The organism is Aquimarina sp. Aq107, assembly GCF_943733665.1.
Lineage (GTDB): Bacteria > Bacteroidota > Bacteroidia > Flavobacteriales > Flavobacteriaceae > Aquimarina.
The window spans coordinates 5,153,386-5,178,825 of the sequence record NZ_OX030782.1; the positions used below are offsets into that span (position 1 = coordinate 5,153,386).

Consider the following 25,440-nt stretch of genomic DNA (forward strand, 5'->3'; position numbering starts at 1 on the left):
TTATAAAATATGTATTTAGAAATAGTAACTCCAGAAGCAGTTTTATTTAGTGGTGAGGTAACTTCTGTTGCTGTGCCAGGTGTGAACGGAGAATTTCAGATGTTGGATAATCACGCACCAATCGTTTCTTTATTAGGAAAAGGAAATGTAAAAGTGTATGGAGATATGAATCTAGAAGAAGAAGTAGCAGAGAAGTTTTCTAAAGAAAATGGAGTTACACTTCTTTCTATTAATTCTGGAACTATCGAAATGAAAGATAACAAAGTAATCGTTTTAGCTGACTAAATGTATTTTTATTAGTTAATACAATTCTAAAGATTATTATATTTAATCCCTGTTATATATTAACAGGGATTTTTTTATGCTTTTTAATAAGTCTTTTCCATATTCTACTTCTCTTGCAAATCATGTAAAGATTGCGACCATTTTGAGTTTCGCAGTAGTTTTTATACTTATTTTTTTGCAACCTTTTGGAGCAAATAACTTTAATCACCCTTATAAGGAACTTTATTTTATAGGCTATGGAATTATTTCGTTTATAGTATATCTTTCTCTTTATTTTTTATCGAGATACTACTACTCGAATTTTAAAAGGTGGAGATGGAGGGAAGAATTTGTGTTTTGTTTTCTCTACGTTTCGATTGCAATTACTATTTCGTTTTTTTATACTGAACTATCTATAAATAAAAGATCAAACTTTATCAATTTTGATTTTTTCATTAAGTGGTTTCGATTTATATTTCTTGGTTTTGGAATAATTTTATCCATAGTATCATTCTTTTTGAGAAACTACTACGGAAAAACAATTGAGAGTATAGAAAAAACTGATTTAAGTTATAATAGAAAAGTGTTACTAAAGAGTTCTTTGAAAAAGGAATCTTTTTTGGTGATATTAGCAAAAGTTATTTATGTTAAGTCAGAAGATAATTACGTAAATATTTATTACGAAGAAGGACAAGAGATAAAGAAGAAAGTAATGCGTAACACACTTTCTTCGGTATTTGATCAATTAGAAAGTATGATTAGAGTACACAGATCATATATTATTAATCCTCGTTATATTTCTTCATTAGAAGGTAATGCGCAGAATGGTAAAGTGCGTTTGGATAATATAGAAGAAGTCATTCCTGTATCTAAAACTTATTTTGATGAGGTAAAATCTCATACGAATTGACCCCAGAAAAGTAAAATTTCACCACAAAAAATATTTCTCTACCACAGAAAGTATGTAATCATCACATTCTTTTTTTTGTGTGTAGTATAGCACGTTTATTTGAATCATTAAACGATTAGAAATATTACAAATGAAGACATTTATTAAAGCGGTAAAGATAATTATCGCAGCAACAATTCTCTTAATAGTTGGGAGTACACTATACATCAGATTTTCTAGATATACTGATGCAATGGTTTATCACACCAATGGATTAGAATATGAAAATTTTGAAACATCTATGAATTATTCAGAGTACTATTTTGAAATTGATCAGAATACTCAATTACATGGAGTTCTTTTTAAACCGAAGACTCAAGATCCAATAGCTACTATTATTCATTATTCTGGTAAGGGTATGCATTTAATGGCATCTCAAAAGTATTATGAGATTTTAACGAAAAAAGGATTTCAAGTATTTAGTTTCGAACGTAGGGATTTTGGAAGATCTACTGGTGTGGCTGATAATTCATTAACGCTTGAAGAAGATGCTTTATATGTATTTGATAAGATCATAGTTGATGAGAATATGACAGAAAAACCAATAGTGATTTGGGGGCAATCATTGGGAGGATCATTTGCTATAATGAATGCGGCAGAGCGCAGTGATAAAATAGCTGGAGTAATTGTAGAGGGTACGTTTAATTCGTTTCCTGATATAGGAAAAGTATATGCCAAAGCAATAAACTTAGAAAACTTTAAATGGATGATACCATTATTAATGAATAATGATTTTCCTGCCGAAAAAGAAATAAAAAAGATAAGTAAGCCAATAGTTATTATCCATAGTGATGCGGATGAACAGGTTCCTTATGAACTAGGGAAGAAACTTTATGAAGCTTCAGATAAAGCCAACACAGAGTTTTGGAAAATACAAGGAAAACATATTAGAGGAATATTCGATTATGAAGAACAATATGTTCAAAAGTTTATAGATATAATAGATTAATTAATTTTTCATTGTTAAGTAATTTTTAAAGAATGATAACATTCATAACTTTTGATCAATGTTAGTTTCATAAAGTCTTAAAGTTGAGCTAAACCAAGCTAAGAACAGCAATATTAATTTTAGTGCTTAACTAACTTTTAAATTACCAAAACATGAAAAAAATTCTTGCACTTTTAGTTTTAATTACAGTCTTTTGTGGATGTGAATCAAATGAGGATATCTACCTTTTTGACGAGAAATTACCAGAAAGTAAAAATTCTAGTTTCTATTTGGATCTAGCTTATCAGCACGCTCCGGTACATTATCAAGATGTAGATCGCACAGGTTCTCATGGTTTAAGTGGAAAAGCAGATTATATTACTCGCTATGATTTCGATGGTGATCTTAATGCTAAAAATAATTGGGATAATATTGCCAATACTTCCAGAAAAGGAAACGCTGTGGGATATTACTCTGTGGTAGAAACAAGTACGCATTACTTTATTACATATGCCTTTTTTCACCCAAGAGATTGGACTGATATATGGTTTTTATACAGGCTTGATGAGCATGAAAATGATCTGGAAGGAGTGCTTACTATAGTTAAAAAAGATAATTCTACTTATGGTAAAGCGATTGGAGCTGTAACGGTATTTCACTCCGATTTTTATTCTTATATGGCATCTAATTCTGGTTTGATTAATGGAAATGAAGATATAGATGGTACTTTAACTACACAAAATCATAACGGAATTAATCGTTTTAAAACTTCTGCCGAGGCAAAAGGTCATGGTATCAAAGCGCACGCAAAACAACAACCAGGAGGAAGCGATTATGTAGTATATTTTCCAAGTAAAACTACTAGCGAATACCCATCCGATATTTATGATAGAAACGTAAAATATAAATTAGTTAATATATTTGAAAATGGAGGTATGTGGGATCAGCGTTTTAATACTAATCTTTTTAGTAATGCTAAATCATTTCAGAAATCCTATGGTAATGGAAGTGCCAATGCACCTTGGAATTGGGATGATAAAAATGACGGAGGCAATCAAGGTTTATTAGCAGGAGGTATTGCATATTATCCTGCGCATTTAGTGGATGAATATTTTAATGGATTAGGAAGTTTTAGTAAAACTTATATCTACAATCCATACTTGGGGATAGAATAATCAAAAATAGTGTTGAATTTATATAGAGGAGCCAAAGCATAGATGTACTTGGCTCCTTTTTTATATTATAATTGATTAAAAATTAGATTATAGTAAGAATTTTGTATAAAATTATGTTAAAGAGCTATTTGTAGGTAAAACGTTTTATACATTTCGGGGAAAACATAGCTAAACGTAATGATTAAGAACATAATTGCTCTATTTTTTTTCAGTTTTACAACATTGATTTTTGCTCAGAAACGATCTTTGACCCATGATGATTATGATTTTTGGAAGAGTATTACTGATACCAAAATTTCTAATTCAGGGAAATTAATAGTTTCCGTGATTGAGACCGCTACGAAAAGAGGAGATGGCTATATAGAGATTTATAATACAGAAAGTAATAAAAAATTCACTTTTTTTAACGGATATGATTCTTCGATCACAGAGGATGAGAGTTTTGTAGTTTTTAAACGAAAACCGAAGTATGAAACTGTTCGAAAAGAGAAAAAGAAAAAATTAAAGAAGGATAAAACTACAAAAGATGATCTTTTTGTTTACGATGTAAAAGCCAATAAAATTTATGATTCTATTACAAGAGTAAGCTCTTATAAAGTTCCAGATGATTCTAATGGTTGGCTGGTAATAGAAAAGTTTAAGAATAAGAAACCAGAAAAAAAGAAAAAAGATACGCTAAAGGCTAAAGCAAAAGATACTGTAAAACTTAAATTAGGAAAGGCATTTAAGCAGAATTATGCGCTGGTATATGATCTAAACACTAGACAGCAAGATACTATTTTGCAGATCAAAGATTTTGTACTTTCAGAGAAGGGAAAAAAGTTCTATTATACAAAGAAAGACGAAAAGAAAAAGAAAAAAGATATTGGAGTATTTGAATATGATATTGTTTCTAAATCCAAGTTTTTGATAGATTCTACTAGATATATTTATAATAAGTTATCGGTTGATAAGAGTGGAGAACATTTTTCATTTATAGCTGCTAAAGATTCCACTCACGTAGATTCTTTGCAGTATGAGTTATTCTATTATAAAAACCAAAAGCTAACAGACTTAGTAGATGTTTTAGGAAAAAATCTGAGAAACAATTGGGAGTTAGAAGATGGCCAGACACCCTTCTTTTCTGAAAATGGCAGTAGACTTTATTTTTATTCTAAACCTAAAGTACAATTTAATCAGGATACGACACTTTTAGAAGATGAAATTCCGCAAGTAGATGTGTGGAACTGGAAAGATAAAATGATACAGCCTGAGCAAAATGCACGGTTTGAGGAATTAAAAAAAAGAGCGTTTATATCATATTATGATACAGAGAAATCGTCTGTAGTACATATACAGGATGATACATTTGAGGATCTTATTTTCGATAAAGATCAACAGCAAAAATATATATTAGGAGCTACAGGATCCCCTTATGATAGTGAGCGTTCTTGGTTATTGCCTTGGACCAGAGATTTTTATGTTATAGATACATATACAGGTCAAAAACGTTTAGGACTTACCAAAACTGCTTTACGACCTTTTTTGTCCCCAGATGGGAGGTATGCATTATATTACGATATTTTTAAGAAGCATTGGTTTTCCTTGGAATTATCTACTCTAAATAAAGTTAATCTTACAGAAAAAGTAAAAGTTGCTTTTTATGACGAAGATGACGATCATCCAATGCTACCCTATCCTTATGGTTTTGGAGGTTTTGATAAAGACGGGAATGGATTAATTTATGATAAATTTGATATTTGGAAGGTTTCTATGTCTGGAGAAACTAAGCCTATTAATATTACTGCCATTGGTAGGAAAAAGAACATAGAATATAGAACAGAAAGGTTAGATTCTGAAAATCGAGATAATGCATCTTATTCTGGTCAAGATTTATTGATTACAAGTTTTGATAAGACTACTAAATCCTCTGGGTTATATGTTTTGAGAGATAATAAATTAGTTGAAAAAATTAAACCTACTGAGTTCTTTTTAGATGAATACAACAAAGCAAAAAAAGGAGAAGTTATTACTTTTAGGAAACAAAATTTTAATACGTTTCAAGATCTACATTATACCAATAATAATTTTGAAAGTATAACCCAAATAACAAAGGCTAATCCTCAGAAAGAAGAATTTAAATGGGGTACTGCAGAGCTTTTTAGTTGGAAAGCTTATGATGGTACCAAACTAGATGGAATTATTTATAAACCAGAAGATTTTGATCCCTCTAAAAAGTATCCTCTTATTACTTATTTTTATGAAAAGAGATCCGATAGTTATAGAACATATTATACACCTAGACCAAGTGCTTCTATCGTAAATCCATCATATTTAGTAAGTAATGATTATATCATGTTTGTGCCAGATATTGTGTATGAGGATGGAAAACCTGGTCCAAGTTCGTATAACTGTGTAGTCTCTGGAGTAGAAGCTTTAGAGAAATTAGGTTATGTAGATAGTGAGAACATAGGAATTCAAGGTCAGAGTTGGGGTGGATATCAGGTGGCATATTTAGTAACTGTTACTAATAAGTTTAAAGCGGCAATGGCAGGAGCTCCAGTAAGTAATATGACATCTGCATACGGAGGAATTCGATGGCAATCTGGACTGAGTAGAGCGTTCCAGTATGAAAGATCTCAGAGTAGAATTGGAAAGAATTTATGGGACGGGTTTGATTTATATATCGAAAACTCTCCGTTATTTGGAATTCCTAAAATAGAAACTCCCTTACTTATGATGCATAATGATAAAGATGGAGCAGTTCCCTATTATCAGGGTATAGAAATGTTTATGGGTATGCGTAGATTAGGAAAACCTGCTTGGTTGTTGGTATATAATGATGAAGCGCATAATCTTAGAAAAGAAAAGAATAGACAGGATTTATCTATTAGAATGATGCAATTCTTCGATTATTATTTACAAGATAAACCAGTGCCAACATGGATGACAAAAGGTGTTCCTAGGATTGATAAAGGAAAAAATCTTGGGTATGATTTAGATGAAAAACCTGTGGAGGTACAAAAAATTACTCCCAGTTCCAATAGATAATATGCCAAGATATTTGGTCAGCTTCATAAATTAGTAGTGTTTTGAAACCTATAGCATTATGAGCGTTTAAGGAGCGTATGTTGTCTGAAGCTACTTCAGTAATTAAAAGGTCGTATGTATTCTGTAGTTTGGTTTTCATATGTTGATATAAACCTCTAAAAATACCTTGGCCGCGATACTCTTTATCAACACAAACTTGTCCCATGACGATATATTTGTTTGGTTGATCTAATGAGCTTTCAATTTTTTTGAACATCGGTTTAAGAACTTCAATATCATTTCCAAAGTTCGAAGTCATACATAATGTATAGCCAATAACTTTATCCTGATCTTTAGCAATAATATGAGGTTGTTGGTCATTCATCTTTTTTAAGATGTTAAAATCGTGTTCTACTGTAACAAAACCTTCTTTTTTCTTCTCTTCTGAGGAAATTGAAGTAGTAAGATTTTTTTGTTGTAGTAAAAGGATTTGTTCCAATTCCTTATGAGATGTTACGGTAGTGTATATTAGATGTTGAATAGTCATCTTTTTAACTTTAGAATTTAGATATAAAGATAGTATTATACTCCTATCTTTGACCAAAATATTTTTATGTCAAATCAGTTTTTAAATCTAGGAGTTGCTGCTCCTTTGCAAAAGAGCTTAGAAGACTTGCAATTTTCTACTCCTACGGATATTCAGGAGAAATCAATTCCTGTTTTGTTACAAAAGAAAGATGATTTTGTAGGATTAGCAAAGACCGGAACAGGAAAAACAGCAGCTTTTGGTTTGCCTTTATTACAATTGATTGATTTGGATACTCCAAAAGTTCAGGCGGTAATCCTTGCTCCAACAAGAGAATTAGGACAACAGATTTATGATAATTTAGTGTCTTTTTCTACCTATTTACCTGCCATATCAATCGCTTCTGTATGTGGAGGGGTTCCTATTAAACCACAAATAGAACGTTTAAAAAATACTACTCATATCGTAGTGGCGACTCCTGGACGTTTAATTGATTTAATAAAGCGTGATAAAATTGATATCACAGCTGCTGATTATTTGATTCTTGATGAAGCCGATGAAATGATTAGCTCCTTAAAAGATGGATTGGATGAAATCGTTGCAGTCTTACCAAAAAAAAGAAGGACTATTTTGTTTACTGCAACAATGCCAGGAACGATAAAGCAATTGATTCAGAATTATATGTCTAAACATGTGATTCAGGTAACTGCAGATATGGAAACGGTTGGTCATCAAGGAATCGATCATCAATATGTGGTCGTAGAACCTATAGAGAAATTAGAAGTTCTCATGCATTTTCTTAGTTCTAAAGAAGGAGAGCGTGGGATTATTTTCTGTAAGACGAAAGCAGCAGTTAATAAATTAGCAAAAAACTTAGCAATTAATAAGTTCTCTTCTGGGGCACTTCACGGAAGTTTATCACAGCCTATACGTGATAGGATAATGGGGCAATTTAGAGAAGGTCATATTGATATTCTTGTCGCTACAGACTTAGCCGCTAGAGGAATCGACGTAAAAGAGATATCCTATGTGGTGAATTATCATTTACCGGATGTGTATGATACGTATGTACACCGCAGTGGACGAACAGCAAGAGCTGGAGCCAAAGGACTTTCATTAACGGTATTACAAAAAGAAGAAGTTGAGGATTTAGCCGAATTTACAGAAGAATTAGGAATTACATTTAAGAAATTCAAAAAGGCAGATCCGCAAAGTATAGAAGAGAATAATACACTTTTGTGGGCTAAGAAAATATTTAAAACTAAGCCCAATCATGATGTGTCGGCTGAGTTTAAAGAAAAAATCAAAACTGTTTTTCATCATCTTACAAAAGAAGAATTGATCGAGAAAATACTAGCTAATCATTTGAAAGAAAAAATGAATACAGTCTCTCTAAAAACAGAAATACCTAAAAAGAAAAGACGATAGTTATTAGAATATAGGAAGAAACTGTAACTAGCTTATCTATACAATTACAGTTTCTTTTTTTTATAACGATGTAATACCAATCTTACCTTTCATTAAGGGAGATCAAAGGATGTATTGTGTGGATTTTAATATGGATGACTAATTGAAGAAAGTCTAATAATATTTCCTATTGTAGATGTTATCATTTTCCAATCATTTATTTTACCAAAAGAAAAATCTCTTTGATACATATCATAAGTGTGTTCTTGTTTAAGTATACCAATATCAACAACTTTTAAGGTATCTTTTTCAAAAACTAAAGCTTCAGAAGATGTCTCGATAGCATTAATATCATATACCTTTCCATCATAGAGAGGTTTGATTTTCGCAACATTTGTATGTCCAACTATAATTTGGGATGCATTATAGGTCTCAAGAATGGTATCGATTTGTTGCGGAGTTGCTTTTTTAACTTCGTCGTTTTGTCTAACGTAACCTCTGTATTGCGTAACACCTGTTTTTCCTAAAATAGCCTCTTTTAGGCTATCATCTACTGATTTGTTTTCCCAATAATCCCACATTGCTTGATTAATTTGTTGTAGACTAAAGTTTTTGTTGGCAGTATCAGGACTTATTCCGCCATGGGTAATAATCATAGAACCAATTTTAACAATAACGGGTCGAGTTCTTAACCATTTTCCTAAATAGGTTTTATCAGAATAAGCATCTTTAAAAGACATCATTTGTTCTATTGCATATAGGTTAAGAGGATCTACTCGACTAAAATTTCCTTTAAGAATATATTGTTCGTGATTTCCAATAAGATAATGTACCATACCACCAGCTGCTCTCGCTTGTTCTGATAGAGCAACTATTTTCCATAAGACTTTGCTGACTTCATTACCACGGTCAACCATATCACCTGCAATTACTAAATGATTTTTGTTAAAGTTCCAATTTCCATCAGAATCAATAACATTTAGATTTTTTAGGGTACAATCCATATATGTGTGATCTCCATGAATATCACTTATAAATACAATTTTATTAGGTGTATTGTTTACTTCAGTAACCGGTTTGTTGATATTTGGTAACATGAAATTTAGTTTTTTATCTCCTGTATCTATGCTAAATTTTTTAATACTGTTACTATAATTTTTATGGTATACATTACCATTATAAAACCAATCTACTGATATATCTTGATTTTTATTGTAAGTAACTATTGGTCCTTCCATAAAATCCTTAGTGAAACTAGTAGAATCAGCAGTACCGGACAAGTTTATGTTTATATCTATAAATTTTTCTTTTATAGGAACTTGAAGCGAAGTATAGACTCCGTTTTCAGAAAAGAAAACCGAACTTTGATTGAGTTTATAAATAATAAGAGTGAGCATAATTAGAATTATACCTAACACTGGATAAAAAATGAATACACGTATTTTTTTTGATTTTTTCATGAGTTTAATTTTTAAAATAAGACAAAAGAGTGGCCTATCGAGGCTTTTTGTAAGCTCAACAAACTGACAGCTAGAATCCTGTGGACTCTATAAAATTTTGGTTGTAGAAACGGTTTTTAAATAGGAGTACTTAAGAATAAACTTAGTAATAAAGTGATTGATTTCGTTTAATTGATGCTACAATGATTGGTTTTGAAAACGTTAAGGTTGATATTCTAAAATATCTGACGGTTGGCATTCTAATGCCTCGCAGATTGCTTCTAATGTAGAAAAACGTATTGCTTTGGCTTTTCCTGATTTTAGAATAGATAGATTGGCTGTAGTGATCCCTATTTTTTCTGCCAACTCTTTACTTTTCATTTTTCGCTTAGCGAGCATAACATCTAGATTTATAATTATTGGCATAGCTATATTGTTAGTTCGTTTTCTTCTTGTAGTGTAAAACCTAATTTGAATATGGTAGCAATAAATGCTGCAAAAACACCTAATCCCAAGTGTAGTAGTCCAGGAGTTATATCGTTAAAAACAATTTTGTTGCTTATCAGAATTCCTATAATTACATAAGCTATGGGTAAAATTAGATTTAATATGGTAAACCATCTCAAGTATTTTATAGCTTCTTCTGTAAAAAGTTTTTTAGCACTAAATGTTTTAAAAATCAAAGATAGTACCAAGAAAAAAGCTGAATATAGTATTAGAAAACAGAAAACACCTATAAATGTAATTGTATTATAACCTCCTTTTATCATAGAATTCGTAAAAGGGATGTATATCTGCAATTCATCTGATTCCGTGATAATAAAATTATTACTTACTAAGGATACTATTAGAAATAGTAGAAAAGCTCCATACCCCATCATTATTAATCGTGTACTATAAAATAATACAGTTGATAGGGATTTTTTTCCAAACATTTTTAGCTCCATAATTATACAGTTAATTGGTTTTCGGATTGAATTTCTACTCCTCTTTTAAAGATGAATGCAATAATAAAAATAATTCCAGCCATGAAAAGGAATTCAGAACTTCCCCAGTCTAATTCAAATATAAATCCCTTTTTTAGTAACCACTTGCAATAGTGATTTGCTATATATGCTAATAAACCTGTCCATAAGGATACATAACTAATAGAAGAAATTAATCTGGCTACAACTTTGGTAAAGGGTTTATCAAAATCAATTATTGAAAAAATCTTAATTACTAAATAGAACAAATAAGCTTTTAGAGCAGTTACTGAAATAATTAATGATAACACAAAAACATAGTACTTAACAGAAGATTCGTAAAGATTAGATAAGTCTATATTTAGATATAAGTTTTCTGTGGCTTTTGGGTTTATTAATAGACTAATTCCTCCAGATATTAGTAAGGCTCCTAGTTTGATACATAAGCCAATAAATAATATCCAAGATACTATTTTCATTAATGTTGTAATTTGTTTTGTTTCCATAGTTATTATCGTTTTACGATAACAAATATATAAAAATTATTGAAAAACAATAATTTTTTATCAATAAAGAATACTTAATTGTTGTTTTTCAAAACTACAAGTATAAGCTAGAATAATTCTAATGGTTCCATTTTATTGTATTTTTACGGCATGAATGGTTTTCCAAAAAAACTTGAGAAAAGACTTAAGGATAGAGAAGATAATATGGCATTACGCAGCCTTTCTGAACAAGCTGCGGTAATAGATTTTGCATCGAATGATTATATAGGTTTTTCTTCTTCTAAGTTAATTTTTGATAATACTCATAAATCATTAATAGAAAAAGGGATTCATCAAAATGGTGCTACAGGTTCTAGATTATTGTCTGGGAACCACCCATTATATGTTGAAACGGAAACAATGCTTACCACTTTTCATAATGCCGAAGCTGCTTTGATTTTTAATTCTGGATATGACGCAAATGTTGGTTTTTTTTCATCTGTTCCGCAAAGAGGCGATATCATTTTATACGATGAATTTATACATGCTTCTATTCGAGATGGAATAAAGATGAGTAATGCTAGGTCTTATAAATTTAATCATAATGATATAGATGACTTAAAACAAAGGCTTCAACAAACTAGGGAGAATAAAAAAAGTAGTAGCGAACCTTTAGAAGTGTATGTTGTTACAGAATCGGTGTTTTCCATGGATGGAGATACACCTGATCTAGGTGCTTTTAGTACATTTTGTAAAGAGAATAAGTGTCAGCTTATAATTGACGAAGCTCACGCTACAGGAGTTTTTGGAGATAATGGTGTTGGTCTTGTCCAACAATTAGGATTGGAAGATAGCGTATTTGCTCGTATACATACATTCGGTAAAGCGATGGGTTGTCATGGTGCAGCTATATTGGGATCTTCGGAGTTGAAAAGCTATTTGGTAAATTTTGCCAGAAGTTTTATTTATACTACTGGATTACCTCCTCATTCTTTAGTTACAATTCAGACTGCTTTGATAGAACTTCAGACAACATTAGAAATTGAAAAGTTAAAACAGAACATATTATTTTTTCAACAAAAATTGGAGGAAACAAAACAGCGATCTCTTTTTATAGAAAGTAATTCAGCAATTCATTGTTGCATTATTTCTGGTAATGAGAAGATAAAAAAGATTGCATCGCAAATACAGGAAAGAGGTTTTGATGTTAAGCCCATTTTGTCGCCTACAGTTCCCGATGGAAAAGAACGATTACGATTTTGTCTCCATAGTTATAATACGAAAGAAGAACTTGCTGAAGTTTTAGAGTTGTTAGCTACCTTTACCAAAAATTAAAAACACATCATATCATGTCTAGTAATTCTGAGACAAATTCAAAAAAAATATTTATTACAGGTATTGGAACAGATGTCGGAAAAACGATTGTATCGGCTATAGTCGTAGAGGCATTAGAAGCAGATTATTTTAAGCCAGTTCAAGCAGGAGACCTTACATATTCGGATACAGATAAAGTAAAAGAATTAGTGTCTAATACTACTTCAAAATTTTATCCAAATAGTTATGCACTGCAAACTCCAATGAGTCCTCACGCAGCAGCAGAAATTGATGGAGTTACAATAGATTTAAAGACAGTAAAATTACCGAAAACTAATAATGATATTGTTGTTGAAGGAGCAGGAGGGTTATTAGTTCCTCTTAATGAAAAAGAAACTATTCTAGATCTTATAAATTCTGATTATAAGGTAATAGTAGTTTCTAGACATTATTTAGGCAGTATAAATCACACATTGCTAACAGTAAAATTATTACAAGAAAAAGGATTTGATCCAGTAATTATTTTTAGCGGAGAAGAGCACGTAACTACAGAAGATATTATTCAGAAAATGACAGGCACTCAAATTATAGGCAGAATAGATAATGAACCTTATTTTGATACTATGGTGGTAAAAGAGTATGCATCCGTTTTTAAGGATAAATTAGAAGCTTTATGAATTTAAAAGAAAGAGATAAGAAACATCTTTGGCACCCATTAACACAGCATAAAATTCATCCAGATGCATTGCCTATAGTAAGAGCAGAAGGAGCTTTGCTATATGACGATCAAGGAAAAGAATATATTGATGGAATTGCTTCATGGTATACTGCGATCTATGGGCATTGTAACCCTTATATTATCGAAAAAGTAAATAATCAAATGCGTAACTTGGATCAGATTGTTTTTGCAGGATTTACACATGAACCTGCAATTAAACTTTCTGAAGAACTGATTGATATATTACCAGATAATCAAGAAAAAATATTTTTCTCTGATAATGGATCTACAGCAAATGAGGTAGGGATTAAAATGGCATTGCAATATCATTTTAATAAAGGAGAAAAAAGAAATACGATTATTGCTTTTCAGGATGGGTTTCATGGGGATACATTTGGAGCAATGTCTGCATCAGGCCTATCTGTTTATAATGGCCCATTTGAGGATTTTTTTATTGATGTACAACGAATTCCAACACCTAACAAAGAAAATTTTGATGAGGTAATAAAAAAGTTACTAGAGATTATCAATTCATATAATGTAGCTGCTTTTATCTATGAACCTCTTGTACAAGGAGCTAATGCTATGCATATGTTCGATGCAGAATATCTTAATGAAATTCTAAAAATTTGTACTGCGAATAATATCATTACCATCGCTGATGAGGTGATGACAGGTTTTGGTAAGACCGGAAAAGACTTTGCCTCGGAATATATAGAAACCAAGCCTGATATTATTTCTATGTCTAAAGCTTTAACTGCTGGTTTTGTGCCCATGGCTGTTACTAGTTGTACTCAAAATATATATGATGCATTTTTAGACGATTCTGTTGGTAAAGCATTCTTTCATGCACATACATACTCCGCTAATCCAATAGCGTGTTCTGTTGCAATAGCCGGAATAGAACTTTTAAAATCCGAAGAAATACAGCATAATATTAATACCATTATTAAATCACATCAGGACTTTGATGCTATCATACGAAACCATTCTAAGGTAAAAACTACCAGACAAAAGGGAGTTATTTATGCGCTAGATTTAGACGTAGAGATGGATCGTTATGGTAAAAAAAGATATGAAATATTTGATCATTTTATGAAAAATGGGGTTTGTCTTCGTCCGTTAGGGAAAACAATCTATTTATTGCCGCCTTATGTTATTAAGAAAGATCAGTTAGATAAAATTTATGATACAATTATTTCTGCTTTAAACTCTTTGTAAACAGATAGCTATAAAATAACTATAAAATTTGATCAAATTTTAGGGTAACAAATATCGCTTTTAAGACACTAACTATCGACTTCGCGTATAGCGAGGATAATTAAACCCATTTAATAATGAAAAAACTTTTATTTCTATCTGCGATTACAATTTTTGCAAGTTGTGATAGTGATTCTGTCTCTGATGAATTTGATAATGCCAACGGGGATACTGCAAAAAAATTAATAGAAACCGTTGAATTTAACCCTGCGCAAGTTGACGAAGAAGATCAAGTGTTTACAGTGAACTACGATGCCAATAATAAAGTAACAAGTGCATCTAACGGAATCGAAACCGCTGTTTTATTACACGAAAACGATGAGTTGTCAACGATTACAGGAGATGGTGATCCTTTTAGTTTAAGTGAATTATATCAAGATCCATATGATGCATTTGAAACAGGAGATGTATTGGAATATGATACTAGTGGAAATCCGATTTCTATTAGTGTACTCGAGGAGTATTATGAGTATAATCAAACTACAGGAGAATATGAAGAAACTATAGAAGAGTATATTGCAACAATTACATATGATGCTACACCAAACCCTTATTTCTATACGTTTGAAGCTGCCGGTTTAATTGAAGTTTTAGATAAAGTTCAATTAAACTTTAGTATGATGCCGCAAAGTCCCGAAATTGTTAGAGCGCGTGCACTATTTCCTTTAAATAATATTAAATCTATTGTTTACAAGGATGAAGACGGTGAAGTTGTTGGTGAACTTAAAATTGAATACGTATATGATGCAGATAATTATCCGACTTCTGCAACATTAACAGTGATTGATGAAGACGAGTTGTCTTTAGTATATACATTAACATATATTTATAAGCAATAATCTTGTATAAACTACTCAAAAAAATAAGAGGACTTCTTGAAAAAGAGTCCTCTTATTTTTTATAATACTTTTTGGGTTAATTTTCTTCGGATCCTTTTCCCCACAATAAATCGACTTGTTCGTTTGTTTCTTCTAGTATTACATATAGTTCAGAATATGTCCAAGTGTCATTTTGCTTAGTACCAACAATGTATATTCTAGCTTCTCCATTAGGACCTTTGATCGGGATAGAAATATCGGCAGAACCTTCTTCATTTTCAAATTTTAAGCTACCATTCATTATACCATTAGTTTCTATTGGTTCTCCTAACATTTGTACGATATACTCATCTTGTTGTGCTTTTAAAAGGCCGTCTTGATAAGGTCCAGAGTTTGTAAAAGCTTTAGAAACTCCGAAGACAACTGAGCCTAGGAATACAAAAAAAATAACGATTAAAGTAAAACAACCTCCTACAGGTACTACCCAAGGCCAATTTCTGCTAAACCAACTTTTTTTAGATGTTTGTTCTTCCATATTATAAAGTGCTTTTTGGTTACTCTATAGGTAGGAATTTCTGTTGTTTTGTTACAAGATATATTTATTCATAAAGATAGTTTCCTGCCGCGTTGCCCATTTTTCTCATATTATGACCAACATTAGGAATTACTTTTAGTTCCCAATTAAATAGATACCCCATTTCTTCGGCTTTTGATTTGGCTACTTTAAAAAAGTACTTTGCCCTTGCTAATCTATGTAATCCTTGTTTGTCTACAGTTTTGGAACGCAGTAAAATTCCGCCAGTTTCATTTTCATTATCTAATTCGCCAACAAAAATTACTAGTTTTTGAGAAAAAGCTTTTTTTAAATCTTGTTTTGAAAGGTTAAGATCTTCTATGCCAAACGGATATTTTGTGTCAAAATCGGTTAATGTATAGCTACCAGAGTTTGCAGCAATTATTTTATTTGCTTTCGATTTGGTATGCAAAATAGCAAATCGATGTAAAATCTGTCCTCCCGCAGAATGCCCGAATATATCATAACTTTCTTGAGAACTATTTAGGGCAGTTGTTGCTAATTCAAATATGGTATCAAAATCATGATATATCCATGTTGTTTTATCTAGATTTAGTTTGATAGAAGTTTTGTCTTCATCAAGAAAAACCTGATTTGTATTTTTGATGAAAGATATGCTTTCCCGGGTGTTTACATCTTTGACAATTCCTCCTAGATGATAATCTTCATAAGGATATTCTTTTTCAGGATAACTGGGAGATAAGATTAGAATATTGTGCTTTTCAGATTCCTCAATCCAACTATCTCTATAACTATCACCATTTCTGCCAGACCCAGGAATCACTAATAAGACTTTTGATGAAGAGTTAAATGTTTTTGGTTTGTAATAATGAACCGTAATAATTTTGTTTTCATTCCCTTTACCTCCTTTAACGGTAAATGTTCCGGAACCTTCTTGGATAGATATTTCTTTATTTTGACCAAATGTAAAAGATACACAAGCTAAAATTATAATGTATACTATTCGTTTCATTTTGATATAAATTTTAATGTTTTATCAAAAATTGAAAATTTATTGTGTATTATTTTTTGATGTCGATTGCTTAGATAATTAAATGCCTAGAAAAGTAGTTTTCAAAGCCCAATTGTATTTGTCATTAAAACTCTACAATTCATTAGTTTTATGGAGTTATTCGTCGAGAATTAAAAATAATCTAGACATAATGATTATTTTAGATTATATGATTTTTGATTGGATCTTTTTAGAAAAACTAATAGTAAGAATACAGAAAAAGGAATGGATAAGGCATTTGATTTTTTGGGTTGTAGTAGTCTTAAGCTTTATCGCAAGGGATCGAATTCTTGATGAGCATACTTTGTATACATCTTGGGTTCGTCAGATATGTCTTTTAATTCCGCAACTAATCGGATCCTATTTTTTAGCATATTATTGGATTCCAAAATATATCGTTAGTAGTAAGAAGTTCCTTTATATATTATTTCTGTTTCTGATTGTATACGTTACTATTGTTTTAGCAAGATATTTAATTATTCATGTTTCAGAAACCCTTACTAGAACGTTGCCTTATAGACAAGAATCTTTAGTAGAAATAGTATTGGATTGGAAGAAATTATTATCAGAATACTTCACTCCTATTTATGCTGTGGTACTAGGGTTTCTTTTTATAAAATTCTTTATTCATTATATGGAGACTAAACAAAAAACGTTACAAATCGATAAAGAAAAAATTGAGACAGAATTAAATTTATTAAAAGCACAACTAAACCCACATTTTTTGTTTAACACTTTGAATAATATTTACCTTTTAGCATTAGAAAATTCTTCAAAAACAGCCTATTCTATTGAAAAATTATCTGAGATTCTAGATTACATTTTATATCGATGTACTGATAAATATGGCTCTTTAAGAGGTGAGATAAAGATGTTAGAAAACTATATAGAATTAGAAAAGTTGAGGTATGATGATCGATTACAAGTGACTCTAGAAAAACATATAGAAAAAGATATAAATATAGCACCACTGATTCTGCTGTCTTTTGTAGAAAATGCTTTTAAGCATGGTGCAGGAGAAGATAGTGGTTCTCCTAAGATCGATATTTTGATTAGTTATACTAATGAATTATTTATATTTAATATCTCTAATACCGTTGATGCTGTCCCAGACGATAGTCAAAAAAAGAAAATTGGACTTGCCAATATCAAAAAGCAGTTAGATTTATTATATGATAACCGATATAAATTAGAAATAAATAGCAACCAAAAAGGTTTGTTTGTGGTAGAGTTGAAAATAGAAATTACTGATGAAAACTAGATGTTTACTTGTAGATGATGAACCGCTGGCAATACGATTGCTAGAAAATCATATCTCCAAAATAGATTCTTTAGAGATAGTTGCTACTTGCAATAATGCAATCAAAGCGTTGGAGGTTTTAAAAAAAGAGCAGGTTGATTTATTATTTTTAGATATAAAAATGCCAAATATTACAGGATTAGAATTTCTAAAAATCTTAAAAACACCTCCAAAAACTATCATTACTACGGCATATAGAGAATATGCGTTAGAGGGATATGATTTAGATATTTTAGATTATTTACTGAAGCCTATTACTTTCGAAAGATTTTTTAGAGCAATAGAACGTTTTTTTAGAAATGAGCAAGAGCCGTTTTCGTTTTCTAAAAAAAATATGGAATCTACAGAAGAATGTTTACTTGTAAAAACTGGAAATAAATATCATAAAATACATCCTGACGACATTATTTATGTAGAAAGTCTCAAGGATTATATAAAAATATATACGGATACAAAAGAGATACAAACGAAATATAAAATTAGTGATTTTGAAAAAGTACTTCCCGAAAAATCATTTTTAAGAATTCATAGATCTTTCATCATTAACTTAGATAAAATAACTGCCTATACTCAGCATGATATAGAACTAGGTCTTATAGAAATTCCTATTGGCATTAGTTATAAGGAAAAAGTATATTCTAATCTAAAAATCAAAAAGTAATTTAATAATTACGATCCAATATCAATTAATAAATTAACAGTTGAACATGCGAGAACAAACCCCTACATTTGTTCAAAAATTAAGTGTTGAAAAACCCAATATCGATAACTGGAATTTCATCTATATCCCCTCTAGGAATTTCATCTGAGGAGATCTGGAACTTATATAAACAATCATCACATCAGATTACTTTTGAAGACTTTGCTGGAAGTATTGCGCCAGTTGCAAAATTAAATTCAACGTCCAAAAAAGAAATAGAAAAACTTAAGGAAAAGAACTCTCAATACGCTTCTTTGGATGATTCCGTTTTGTTTGCTTTATTCGCAGCAAGAAATGCTGTAAAGGATGCGAATTGGGGAGATGAAGTAGATTTTGGAATTAATGTTGGATCCTCTAGAGGAGCAACGAGTCTTTTTGAAAAATATCATAAAGAATTTATAGAAACTAATCAATCCTCTACATTAAGTTCTCCAACTACTACATTGGGTAATGTATCTTCTTGGATTGCCCAGGATTTGGGATCTAATGGGCCAGATATAAGTCATTCCATTACCTGTTCTACAGCACTACACGCAGTATTAAATGGTGTTGCTTGGTTACAATCTGGTTTAAGTAATAAGTTTTTAGTTGGTGGTAGTGAAGCTCCTTTAACTCCTTTTACTATCGCCCAGATGAAAGCTTTAAAAATTTATGGATCAGAAACTAAAGATTCTTATCCTTGTCAGGCTATGAATTGGGATAAAACTAGAAATACAATGTTTTTGGGAGAAGGCGCAGGAGTGGCTTGTTTAGAAAATGGAATTTCAGAAAATGCTATTGCTTTGATTACGGGAATTGGATATGCTACAGAATCATTAACGCATAATATATCCATATCTACAAATGCCGATTGTTTCCAGAAATCAATGAAGATGGCCATAGGAACAACGAATGTAGAAGATGTTGACGCAATAGTTTTACATGCTCCTGGAACTGTAAAAGGAGATCAAGCAGAATATAATGCAATAAACGCTGTTTTTGGAGAAGCTGTTCCTGCGTTGACAACCAATAAATGGAAAATTGGTCACACATTTGGAGCGAGTGGAATTTTAAGCATGGAGTTAGCTGTTTTAATGATGAAACATCAGGAATTTATATCAGTCCCTTATGTAAATCATAAAGTAATTCCTAAAAAGTTGAATAAAATTATGGTAAATGCTGTAGGGTTTGGAGGAAATGCGGTAAGTATTTTGTTAGAACTACCATAAAAGTGAATATAGATTGTTATTAAAACTATCGAATTTGATAAAGCTAATTTGTGTTTTTTGATTTTAAACAATTACTTTTGAAAATTCACATACCATTGATTTATGAGCGTTATTAGACACGATTGGACATCACAGGAAATATTAGATATATACAATAAACCATTAATGGAGTTGCTTTATGAAGCAGCATCTGTACATCGTGAATATCACGATCCTAATACAGTTCAAGTTTCTACATTGCTATCTATTAAAACAGGAGGTTGTCCAGAAGATTGCGGGTATTGCCCACAAGCAGCAAGATATCATACGGATATAGAAGGTAATGATTTAATGAGTGTACAGCAAGTAAAAGCACAGGCACTTCGAGCTAAGGCTTCTGGGAGTTCTAGAGTTTGTATGGGAGCTGCTTGGCGTAATGTAAAGGATGGACCAGAGTTTGATAATGTATTGGAGATGGTAAGAACTATCAATAAACTTGAGATGGAAGTTTGTTGTACGTTAGGTATGATAACGGAGAATCAAGCTCAGAGATTAGCAGAAGCAGGATTATATGCTTATAATCACAATTTAGATACATCAGAAGAATATTATAAAGAAGTAATTTCTACCAGAGGTTACGAAGATCGATTAAAAACAATTGATAATGTTCGTAAAACGAACGTTACTGTCTGTAGTGGTGGTATTATCGGAATGGGAGAAAAAACAGAAGATAGAGCCGGTATGTTAGTGGCACTTGCAAAATTAAGCCCGCAACCAGAATCTGTGCCAATTAATGCACTTGTAGCTGTTGATGGTACTCCAATGGAGGATCAAACACCTGTTGAAATTTGGGATATGATTAGAATGGTAGCTACTACCAGAATTGTTATGCCACAGACACAAGTTAGACTTTCTGCAGGAAGAACAGAAATGAGTAGAGAAGGACAAGCGATGTGCTTTTTTGCAGGAGCCAATTCTATTTTTGCAGGAGACAAGTTGTTAACAACTCCTAATCCAGATGTGAATCAGGATATGGAAATGTTTAAAAAATTAGGATTAAATCCACAGAAACCATTTGTAAAGAAAGCACAACCAGATACAGTGGAAGCAGAGGATTCTAAGTTTGAAACTAAAGGAGAAAAACCTAAATGGTCTAGACCAGAGCATATCATTGAAAAGAATGAACTTGCTAAACAAAAAGGGAAAGAAGCTTTACTTAATAAATAATTTTTTTGAGTTTATTAAAACTTTGAAAGATAGGGTTTTAGAATTATTTTTTAGTTAGTGGGATTAAATTTAGAGCAAATATCGAGGGTAAAGACAATTACTAAAGAAGAGTTTTTGAGGGATTATTTTATACCTCAAAAACCAGTAGTGATTGAACGATTAATTGAAGATTGGCCAGCGTATCAAAAATGGAATTTAGATTATATAAATGAAGTTGCAGGAGATAAGGAAGTACCTTTGTTTGATGATAGACCGATAAACTCTGAATTTAAATTTAATGAACCCCATACTAGCATGAAAATGAATGAGTATGTGGATCTGTTAAAAAAGGAACCAACAAATTATAGAATTTTCTTATATAATTTATTGAAAGAAGTTCCTAAACTAAGAAAGGATTATAAGTATCCTGAAATAGGATTAAGATTACTGAAAAAAATGCCTTATTTGTTTTTCGGTGGTGGAGGTTCTAAAGTATTTATGCATTATGATATAGATTTAGGAAATATTCTTCACTTTCATTTTCATGGAGAAAAACAATGTATATTATTTCCTCCCTCAGAGACTAAGTATTTGTATAAGGTTCCTTATGCATTAATAGCACACCAAGATATTGATTTCACTAACCCTGATTTAGAAAAATGGCCTGCTCTTAAGAAAGCGCATGGTTATATTACAAATCTTACACACGGTGAAACGTTGTATATGCCTGAAGGATATTGGCATCAAATGACCTACATTACTCCTGGATTTTCTATGAGTATCCGGGCAATGGCAACCAGATTTGGGAATATGAATAAAGCAGCTTACAACATTTTTTTTATGCGCCATTTCGATAATGTTATGCGAAGGATTGGCGGTCAGAAATGGATGAATCGTAAAAATGAGTTGGCTATTAAAAGAACAAATAGAAAGAATAGTTTATAATTATAGAAAGCTTGCAACCCTTTTAATTTCTTTTTGTCTTTATTATTAGAAATCATAAATCTTTCTAGATGGAATTTGTGAATATTATTCTATTAATAAGTGTTTCGCAAGGATTTCTTTTCGGTATTGCGATTTTGTTTTCTCCTTATTTTAAAAGTTCCACTAATAAATATTTAGGGTATTCAATCTTGATTTTAGCATTCTTGATGTTTAATGTATATCTAGATGCCTTAAATGTATATGAACAATATCCAGAGTTTTTAATTTTATATGATATAGAATGGATATTCTTATTCCCAGTTTTTTTCTTCATATATATATTAAAATCAATTGATCAAGATTTTATGGTAGAGAGAAAATGGAATTGGTTGTACATTCCGTTTATGTTTTCCGTGATTTTAAATGTAGTTTATAATTTAGAACACATTTACAAATGGGAGATATCGTTTTTATCTGATCAAGCATTAATGTATGAATGGGCTTTTGGTCTGCAAGAATTCGGATATTATTCTTATAATTTTGTAATCGCTATTTGGGCTTATAATATTCTTAAACATAAAAAATATACCAACCAAATACGTGGTAAATGGCTCAAAAAATTATGTATATATGAGGTTTCATTAGTTACTTGTTGGATCTTAATAGACGTTGCTGATATGATTTTTAATATAGGCTACGATATAGGCATCTCTATTATATGCACTATTACTTCATTTTTTATATTTTGGATTGTATATAATGGGATTTACTCTTTGAAAATAAGTAATTTTAAGAATAGTGATGTCAATTTTAATGAAGATACTCTAGAGCCTAAAAACCCTAAAGTTTCAACTCCTGAACTTTCTTTTTCTAAAGACAATATATATTTCCAAAAGCTAGAGAATTTGTTGGAAAAAGATTATATCTATCGAAATCCTAATTTGAATCAAGAGATGGTTGCACAAATTTTAAATATAAGCTCAGGTTATCTATCTCAGATCGTGAATGATGTTACTAAAAAGAATTTTACCGCCTATATAAATTCGTATCGTGTAAATGAAGTAAAGGAGATGATACTTAATGAAGAGTTTGATAAATATAGTTTATTATCAATTGGTTTAGAAGCAGGATTCAAAGCTAAATCTACATTTTACACTTCTTTCAAAAAAGAAACTGGATTAACTCCTAACCAGTTTAAAATTGATCATAAAAAGGTACAGTTTTTTTAAATTTTAATAATTCCGAACATCGTTTTTTTATTAGCTATCTAGTTTTGAATCAAATCAAAGGTTGGATCAATTCATTTTGATTCATGGATTAATCTGATGCAACTGATTGATTGTTTAATTGTCAATAGTGATATAATTCTTAAAACGTAATGTTATGATTTTAGATTTTTTTAAAAAGTATTTCTTAGTGTTAATTATGATTTTTTTTGTTGGATGTAAATCAGATGATGACACTCCAATAATTGAAGAAGATACTATAAATGGATTTTGGTTATCAGAAGATAAAGGGTATGTGATTGAATTTACAGATGATGAAGACATCCTTTATAATGTAAATACTTCTGGTTGTTCAATTGCGGATGATAATTTTAAAATAGAAGAATTAGCAGGTCTTCAATTAGAGGTGCTAAATAATAATGAACTGATTGGGAGATCAGAATTAATAGCTTCAGATATTAAATTTATAAGGTTAGAGAATCAAAATGAATTTTGTTTAGCTGATCAGATTTCGGAGACGGATGATCCAAAAGTTAATTTTGATCATTTCTGGAATATCTTTAATGATTATTATGCTTTTTTTGAAACAAGAAATGTGGATTGGTCACAGTACGAAGATTTAGGCGAACAAGTAACTTCCGAAAATTTTTATCAAATTATTGGTGAACTAGTTTTATTGCTAAATGATGGTCATGTTGCAATTGATGATGAAGAAAATAATATTAGTATAGATGCTGGTTTACCCAATTTATTAGAGCGATTAAATGCAGGATTAACAGGAGATTTAATTATAGATTCTGATGAAACTTATAATGCGCTTTATAATCAGCGGTTAGAGGTTATCGGGTTAAAATACCTTGGTGGAGAATATGAACTAGATGAGAGTGGAAATATTGCTTGGGGTATAATTAATAATAATGTTGGTTATATAAATGTTTTAGGAATGCAAGGCTACAGTGACGATGAAAGTACAGAGTTACAGACTTTGAATACTGTTTTGAATGAAATGATGGATGATTTTAAAAACTCCGGAGTTTCTAAACTCATAATAGATGTTCGTTTTAATGGAGGAGGATATGATATGGTTTCTGTAGAGATAGCATCTAGATTTATGGATCAAGAAAGATCTGCATTTTCTAAGAAAGCTAGGTTAGGAGATAGTTTTACAGAAACGACTTCCGTTTCGGTTAGCCCTAAAGGAGATTTTCAGTTCACTGATGAGATTATTTTACTAACAAGTCCATTAACCGCTAGTGCTGCAGAAATTTTTACTCTTTGTCTGAAAGATTTGCCATATGTTACTATTGTAGGTGATAACACGAATGGAGTTTTTTCTGATATTTTGGTTCACGCATTACCAAACGGAGCATTTGTCGGATTATCTAATGAAATATATAGTGATGCTCAAGGAGTAATATACGAGTCAATTGGAGTAGGACCTCTTGAAGTAAACAGAGTTCCTCTATTCACAAATGATGATTATTTAGAAGAAAAAGATAGTGGAATAGATAGAGCTGTTGAATTACTGAGTAATCGTAACTAAGTGATATTTTTTGTGATTAAAAAAGCTCATTAACTTTCTCAAAAACTAATTGGTTTTCCCACCCTCTATAGAGAAGATAATCAATTAGCTTTTTTCTTTTTTTGAAGGTGTCCGAATCTGTTATTGAATTAAATTTCTTTTCTGCCAAATCATGAAAAGTTTCCAGGTATTCATTTTCAGAGATTTCTTTTAACGCTACTTTAATACAGTATTCGGATATTTGTCTGAATTTTAATTCTCTAATAATTCGTTGTTTACCCCATTTCTTAATTCGGAATTTTCCTCTTGCAAAACTTTTAGCAAAACGTTCTTCATTAAGAAAATTATGTTCCAAAAGGTGTAGAATGATCTTTTCTTTTGCCTCAGGAATCAGTTTCATAGTATTAAGTTTTTGAGAAACATCCTTATGACAACGATCTTGATAAGCACAGTAGTGCTCCATTTTTTTAATTGCTTCTGTAACGGTAATTGCTTCGGGTGTTTTATGGTACATTATTACAAATATAACAAA

Annotated in this window: 25 protein-coding genes; 17 read left to right on the forward strand and 8 right to left on the reverse strand. The window is 31.0% G+C overall.

Annotation, left to right across the window (positions count from 1 at the left end):
* Positions 1-9 precede the first annotated feature (9 nt).
* The 5 genes from NMK29_RS22250 (at position 10) to NMK29_RS22270 (ending at position 6,346) form a co-directional block, all read left to right on the forward strand.
* Complete coding sequence (locus NMK29_RS22250) at positions 10-285, forward strand: F0F1 ATP synthase subunit epsilon (protein WP_027394768.1); 276 nt, start codon at positions 10-12, stop codon at positions 283-285.
* 496 nt (positions 286-781) lie between these two features.
* Positions 782-1,174 carry a LytTR family DNA-binding domain-containing protein gene (locus NMK29_RS22255; RefSeq protein ID WP_159092316.1) on the forward strand — a complete coding sequence of 131 codons (393 nt, stop codon included), beginning with the start codon at positions 782-784 and terminating at the stop codon, positions 1,172-1,174.
* Between the two features lie 130 nt (positions 1,175-1,304).
* The gene (locus NMK29_RS22260) at positions 1,305-2,162 is read left to right on the forward strand and encodes an alpha/beta hydrolase (RefSeq protein WP_108804817.1); all 858 of its coding nucleotides are present in this window, start codon (positions 1,305-1,307) and stop codon (positions 2,160-2,162) included.
* A 152-nt stretch (positions 2,163-2,314) separates the two neighbouring features.
* Complete coding sequence (locus NMK29_RS22265) at positions 2,315-3,316, forward strand: hypothetical protein (RefSeq protein ID WP_108804818.1); 1,002 nt, start codon at positions 2,315-2,317, stop codon at positions 3,314-3,316.
* Positions 3,317-3,493: 177 nt separating this feature from the next.
* Positions 3,494-6,346, forward strand: a complete 2,853-nt coding sequence (locus NMK29_RS22270; protein ID WP_108804819.1) for a S9 family peptidase — start codon at positions 3,494-3,496, stop codon at positions 6,344-6,346.
* On the opposite strand, the gene NMK29_RS22275 is transcribed toward NMK29_RS22270, so the two are convergent.
* Complete coding sequence (locus tag NMK29_RS22275) at positions 6,324-6,872, reverse strand: GNAT family N-acetyltransferase (RefSeq protein ID WP_108804820.1); 549 nt, start codon at positions 6,870-6,872, stop codon at positions 6,324-6,326. The two genes, NMK29_RS22270 and NMK29_RS22275, sit on opposite strands and share 23 nt — an antisense overlap.
* Before the next feature lie 66 nt (positions 6,873-6,938).
* Here NMK29_RS22275 and NMK29_RS22280 point away from each other — a divergent pair, with 66 nt between their 5' ends.
* Positions 6,939-8,279: a DEAD/DEAH box helicase gene (locus NMK29_RS22280; RefSeq protein ID WP_108804821.1), complete on the forward strand. Its 1,341-nt coding sequence runs from the start codon at positions 6,939-6,941 to the stop codon at positions 8,277-8,279.
* A 125-nt stretch (positions 8,280-8,404) separates the two neighbouring features.
* Here the strand turns inward: NMK29_RS22280 and NMK29_RS22285 are convergent, their stop codons facing one another.
* From NMK29_RS22285 to NMK29_RS22300, 4 genes are all read right to left on the reverse strand, one after another.
* Entirely contained in the window at positions 8,405-9,718 is a 1,314-nt protein-coding gene (locus NMK29_RS22285) for a metallophosphoesterase (protein WP_108804822.1), read from the reverse strand.
* A gap of 201 nt (positions 9,719-9,919) precedes the next feature.
* The gene (locus NMK29_RS22290) at positions 9,920-10,123 is read right to left on the reverse strand and encodes a helix-turn-helix transcriptional regulator (protein ID WP_027394774.1); all 204 of its coding nucleotides are present in this window, start codon (positions 10,121-10,123) and stop codon (positions 9,920-9,922) included.
* A gap of 2 nt (positions 10,124-10,125) precedes the next feature.
* Positions 10,126-10,644, reverse strand: a complete 519-nt coding sequence (locus NMK29_RS22295; protein ID WP_108804823.1) for a DUF2975 domain-containing protein — start codon at positions 10,642-10,644, stop codon at positions 10,126-10,128.
* Positions 10,645-10,646: 2 nt separating this feature from the next.
* Complete coding sequence (locus tag NMK29_RS22300; protein ID WP_108804824.1) at positions 10,647-11,168, reverse strand: DUF2975 domain-containing protein; 522 nt, start codon at positions 11,166-11,168, stop codon at positions 10,647-10,649.
* Between the two features lie 150 nt (positions 11,169-11,318).
* On the opposite strand from NMK29_RS22300, the gene NMK29_RS22305 reads away from it, so the two are divergent.
* From NMK29_RS22305 to NMK29_RS22320, 4 genes are all read left to right on the forward strand, one after another.
* Positions 11,319-12,482 carry a pyridoxal phosphate-dependent aminotransferase family protein gene (locus NMK29_RS22305; RefSeq protein WP_108804825.1) on the forward strand — a complete coding sequence of 388 codons (1,164 nt, stop codon included), beginning with the start codon at positions 11,319-11,321 and terminating at the stop codon, positions 12,480-12,482.
* A 14-nt stretch (positions 12,483-12,496) separates the two neighbouring features.
* On the forward strand, positions 12,497-13,138 hold the full coding sequence (gene bioD, locus NMK29_RS22310; RefSeq protein ID WP_108804826.1) for a dethiobiotin synthase: 642 nt from the start codon (positions 12,497-12,499) through the stop codon (positions 13,136-13,138).
* Positions 13,135-14,400: an adenosylmethionine--8-amino-7-oxononanoate transaminase gene (gene bioA, locus NMK29_RS22315; RefSeq protein WP_108804827.1), complete on the forward strand. Its 1,266-nt coding sequence runs from the start codon at positions 13,135-13,137 to the stop codon at positions 14,398-14,400. The genes bioD and bioA overlap by 4 nt, the downstream gene beginning before the upstream one ends.
* A gap of 116 nt (positions 14,401-14,516) precedes the next feature.
* Complete coding sequence (locus NMK29_RS22320; protein WP_108804828.1) at positions 14,517-15,278, forward strand: hypothetical protein; 762 nt, start codon at positions 14,517-14,519, stop codon at positions 15,276-15,278.
* Positions 15,279-15,354: 76 nt separating this feature from the next.
* Here the strand turns inward: NMK29_RS22320 and NMK29_RS22325 are convergent, their stop codons facing one another.
* Positions 15,355-15,792, reverse strand: a complete 438-nt coding sequence (locus NMK29_RS22325; RefSeq protein ID WP_108804829.1) for a cytochrome c oxidase assembly factor Coa1 family protein — start codon at positions 15,790-15,792, stop codon at positions 15,355-15,357.
* Positions 15,793-15,856: 64 nt separating this feature from the next.
* Positions 15,857-16,804 carry a hypothetical protein gene (locus NMK29_RS22330; protein WP_108804830.1) on the reverse strand — a complete coding sequence of 316 codons (948 nt, stop codon included), beginning with the start codon at positions 16,802-16,804 and terminating at the stop codon, positions 15,857-15,859.
* Positions 16,805-16,994: 190 nt separating this feature from the next.
* On the opposite strand from NMK29_RS22330, the gene NMK29_RS22335 reads away from it, so the two are divergent.
* From NMK29_RS22335 to NMK29_RS22365, 7 genes are all read left to right on the forward strand, one after another.
* Positions 16,995-18,104 (forward strand): sensor histidine kinase, encoded by a 1,110-nt coding sequence (locus NMK29_RS22335; RefSeq protein ID WP_234424316.1) that lies wholly within the window; start codon positions 16,995-16,997, stop codon positions 18,102-18,104.
* Complete coding sequence (locus NMK29_RS22340) at positions 18,094-18,804, forward strand: LytTR family DNA-binding domain-containing protein (protein WP_108804831.1); 711 nt, start codon at positions 18,094-18,096, stop codon at positions 18,802-18,804. Before NMK29_RS22335 ends, NMK29_RS22340 begins: the two co-directional genes overlap by 11 nt.
* A gap of 86 nt (positions 18,805-18,890) precedes the next feature.
* Positions 18,891-20,051, forward strand: coding sequence for a beta-ketoacyl synthase N-terminal-like domain-containing protein (locus tag NMK29_RS22345; protein ID WP_108805466.1), 1,161 nt, complete (start codon positions 18,891-18,893; stop codon positions 20,049-20,051).
* 102 nt (positions 20,052-20,153) lie between these two features.
* Positions 20,154-21,257 carry a biotin synthase BioB gene (bioB, locus tag NMK29_RS22350; RefSeq protein WP_108804832.1) on the forward strand — a complete coding sequence of 368 codons (1,104 nt, stop codon included), beginning with the start codon at positions 20,154-20,156 and terminating at the stop codon, positions 21,255-21,257.
* 57 nt (positions 21,258-21,314) lie between these two features.
* Positions 21,315-22,181 carry a cupin-like domain-containing protein gene (locus NMK29_RS22355; protein WP_108804833.1) on the forward strand — a complete coding sequence of 289 codons (867 nt, stop codon included), beginning with the start codon at positions 21,315-21,317 and terminating at the stop codon, positions 22,179-22,181.
* Between the two features lie 68 nt (positions 22,182-22,249).
* Entirely contained in the window at positions 22,250-23,389 is a 1,140-nt protein-coding gene (locus NMK29_RS22360) for an AraC family transcriptional regulator (protein ID WP_108804834.1), read from the forward strand.
* 154 nt (positions 23,390-23,543) lie between these two features.
* Positions 23,544-24,929 (forward strand): S41 family peptidase, encoded by a 1,386-nt coding sequence (locus tag NMK29_RS22365; protein ID WP_108804835.1) that lies wholly within the window; start codon positions 23,544-23,546, stop codon positions 24,927-24,929.
* A 16-nt stretch (positions 24,930-24,945) separates the two neighbouring features.
* Here the strand turns inward: NMK29_RS22365 and NMK29_RS22370 are convergent, their stop codons facing one another.
* Positions 24,946-25,422, reverse strand: coding sequence for a regulatory protein RecX (locus NMK29_RS22370; RefSeq protein WP_108804836.1), 477 nt, complete (start codon positions 25,420-25,422; stop codon positions 24,946-24,948).
* Positions 25,423-25,440 lie beyond the last annotated feature (18 nt).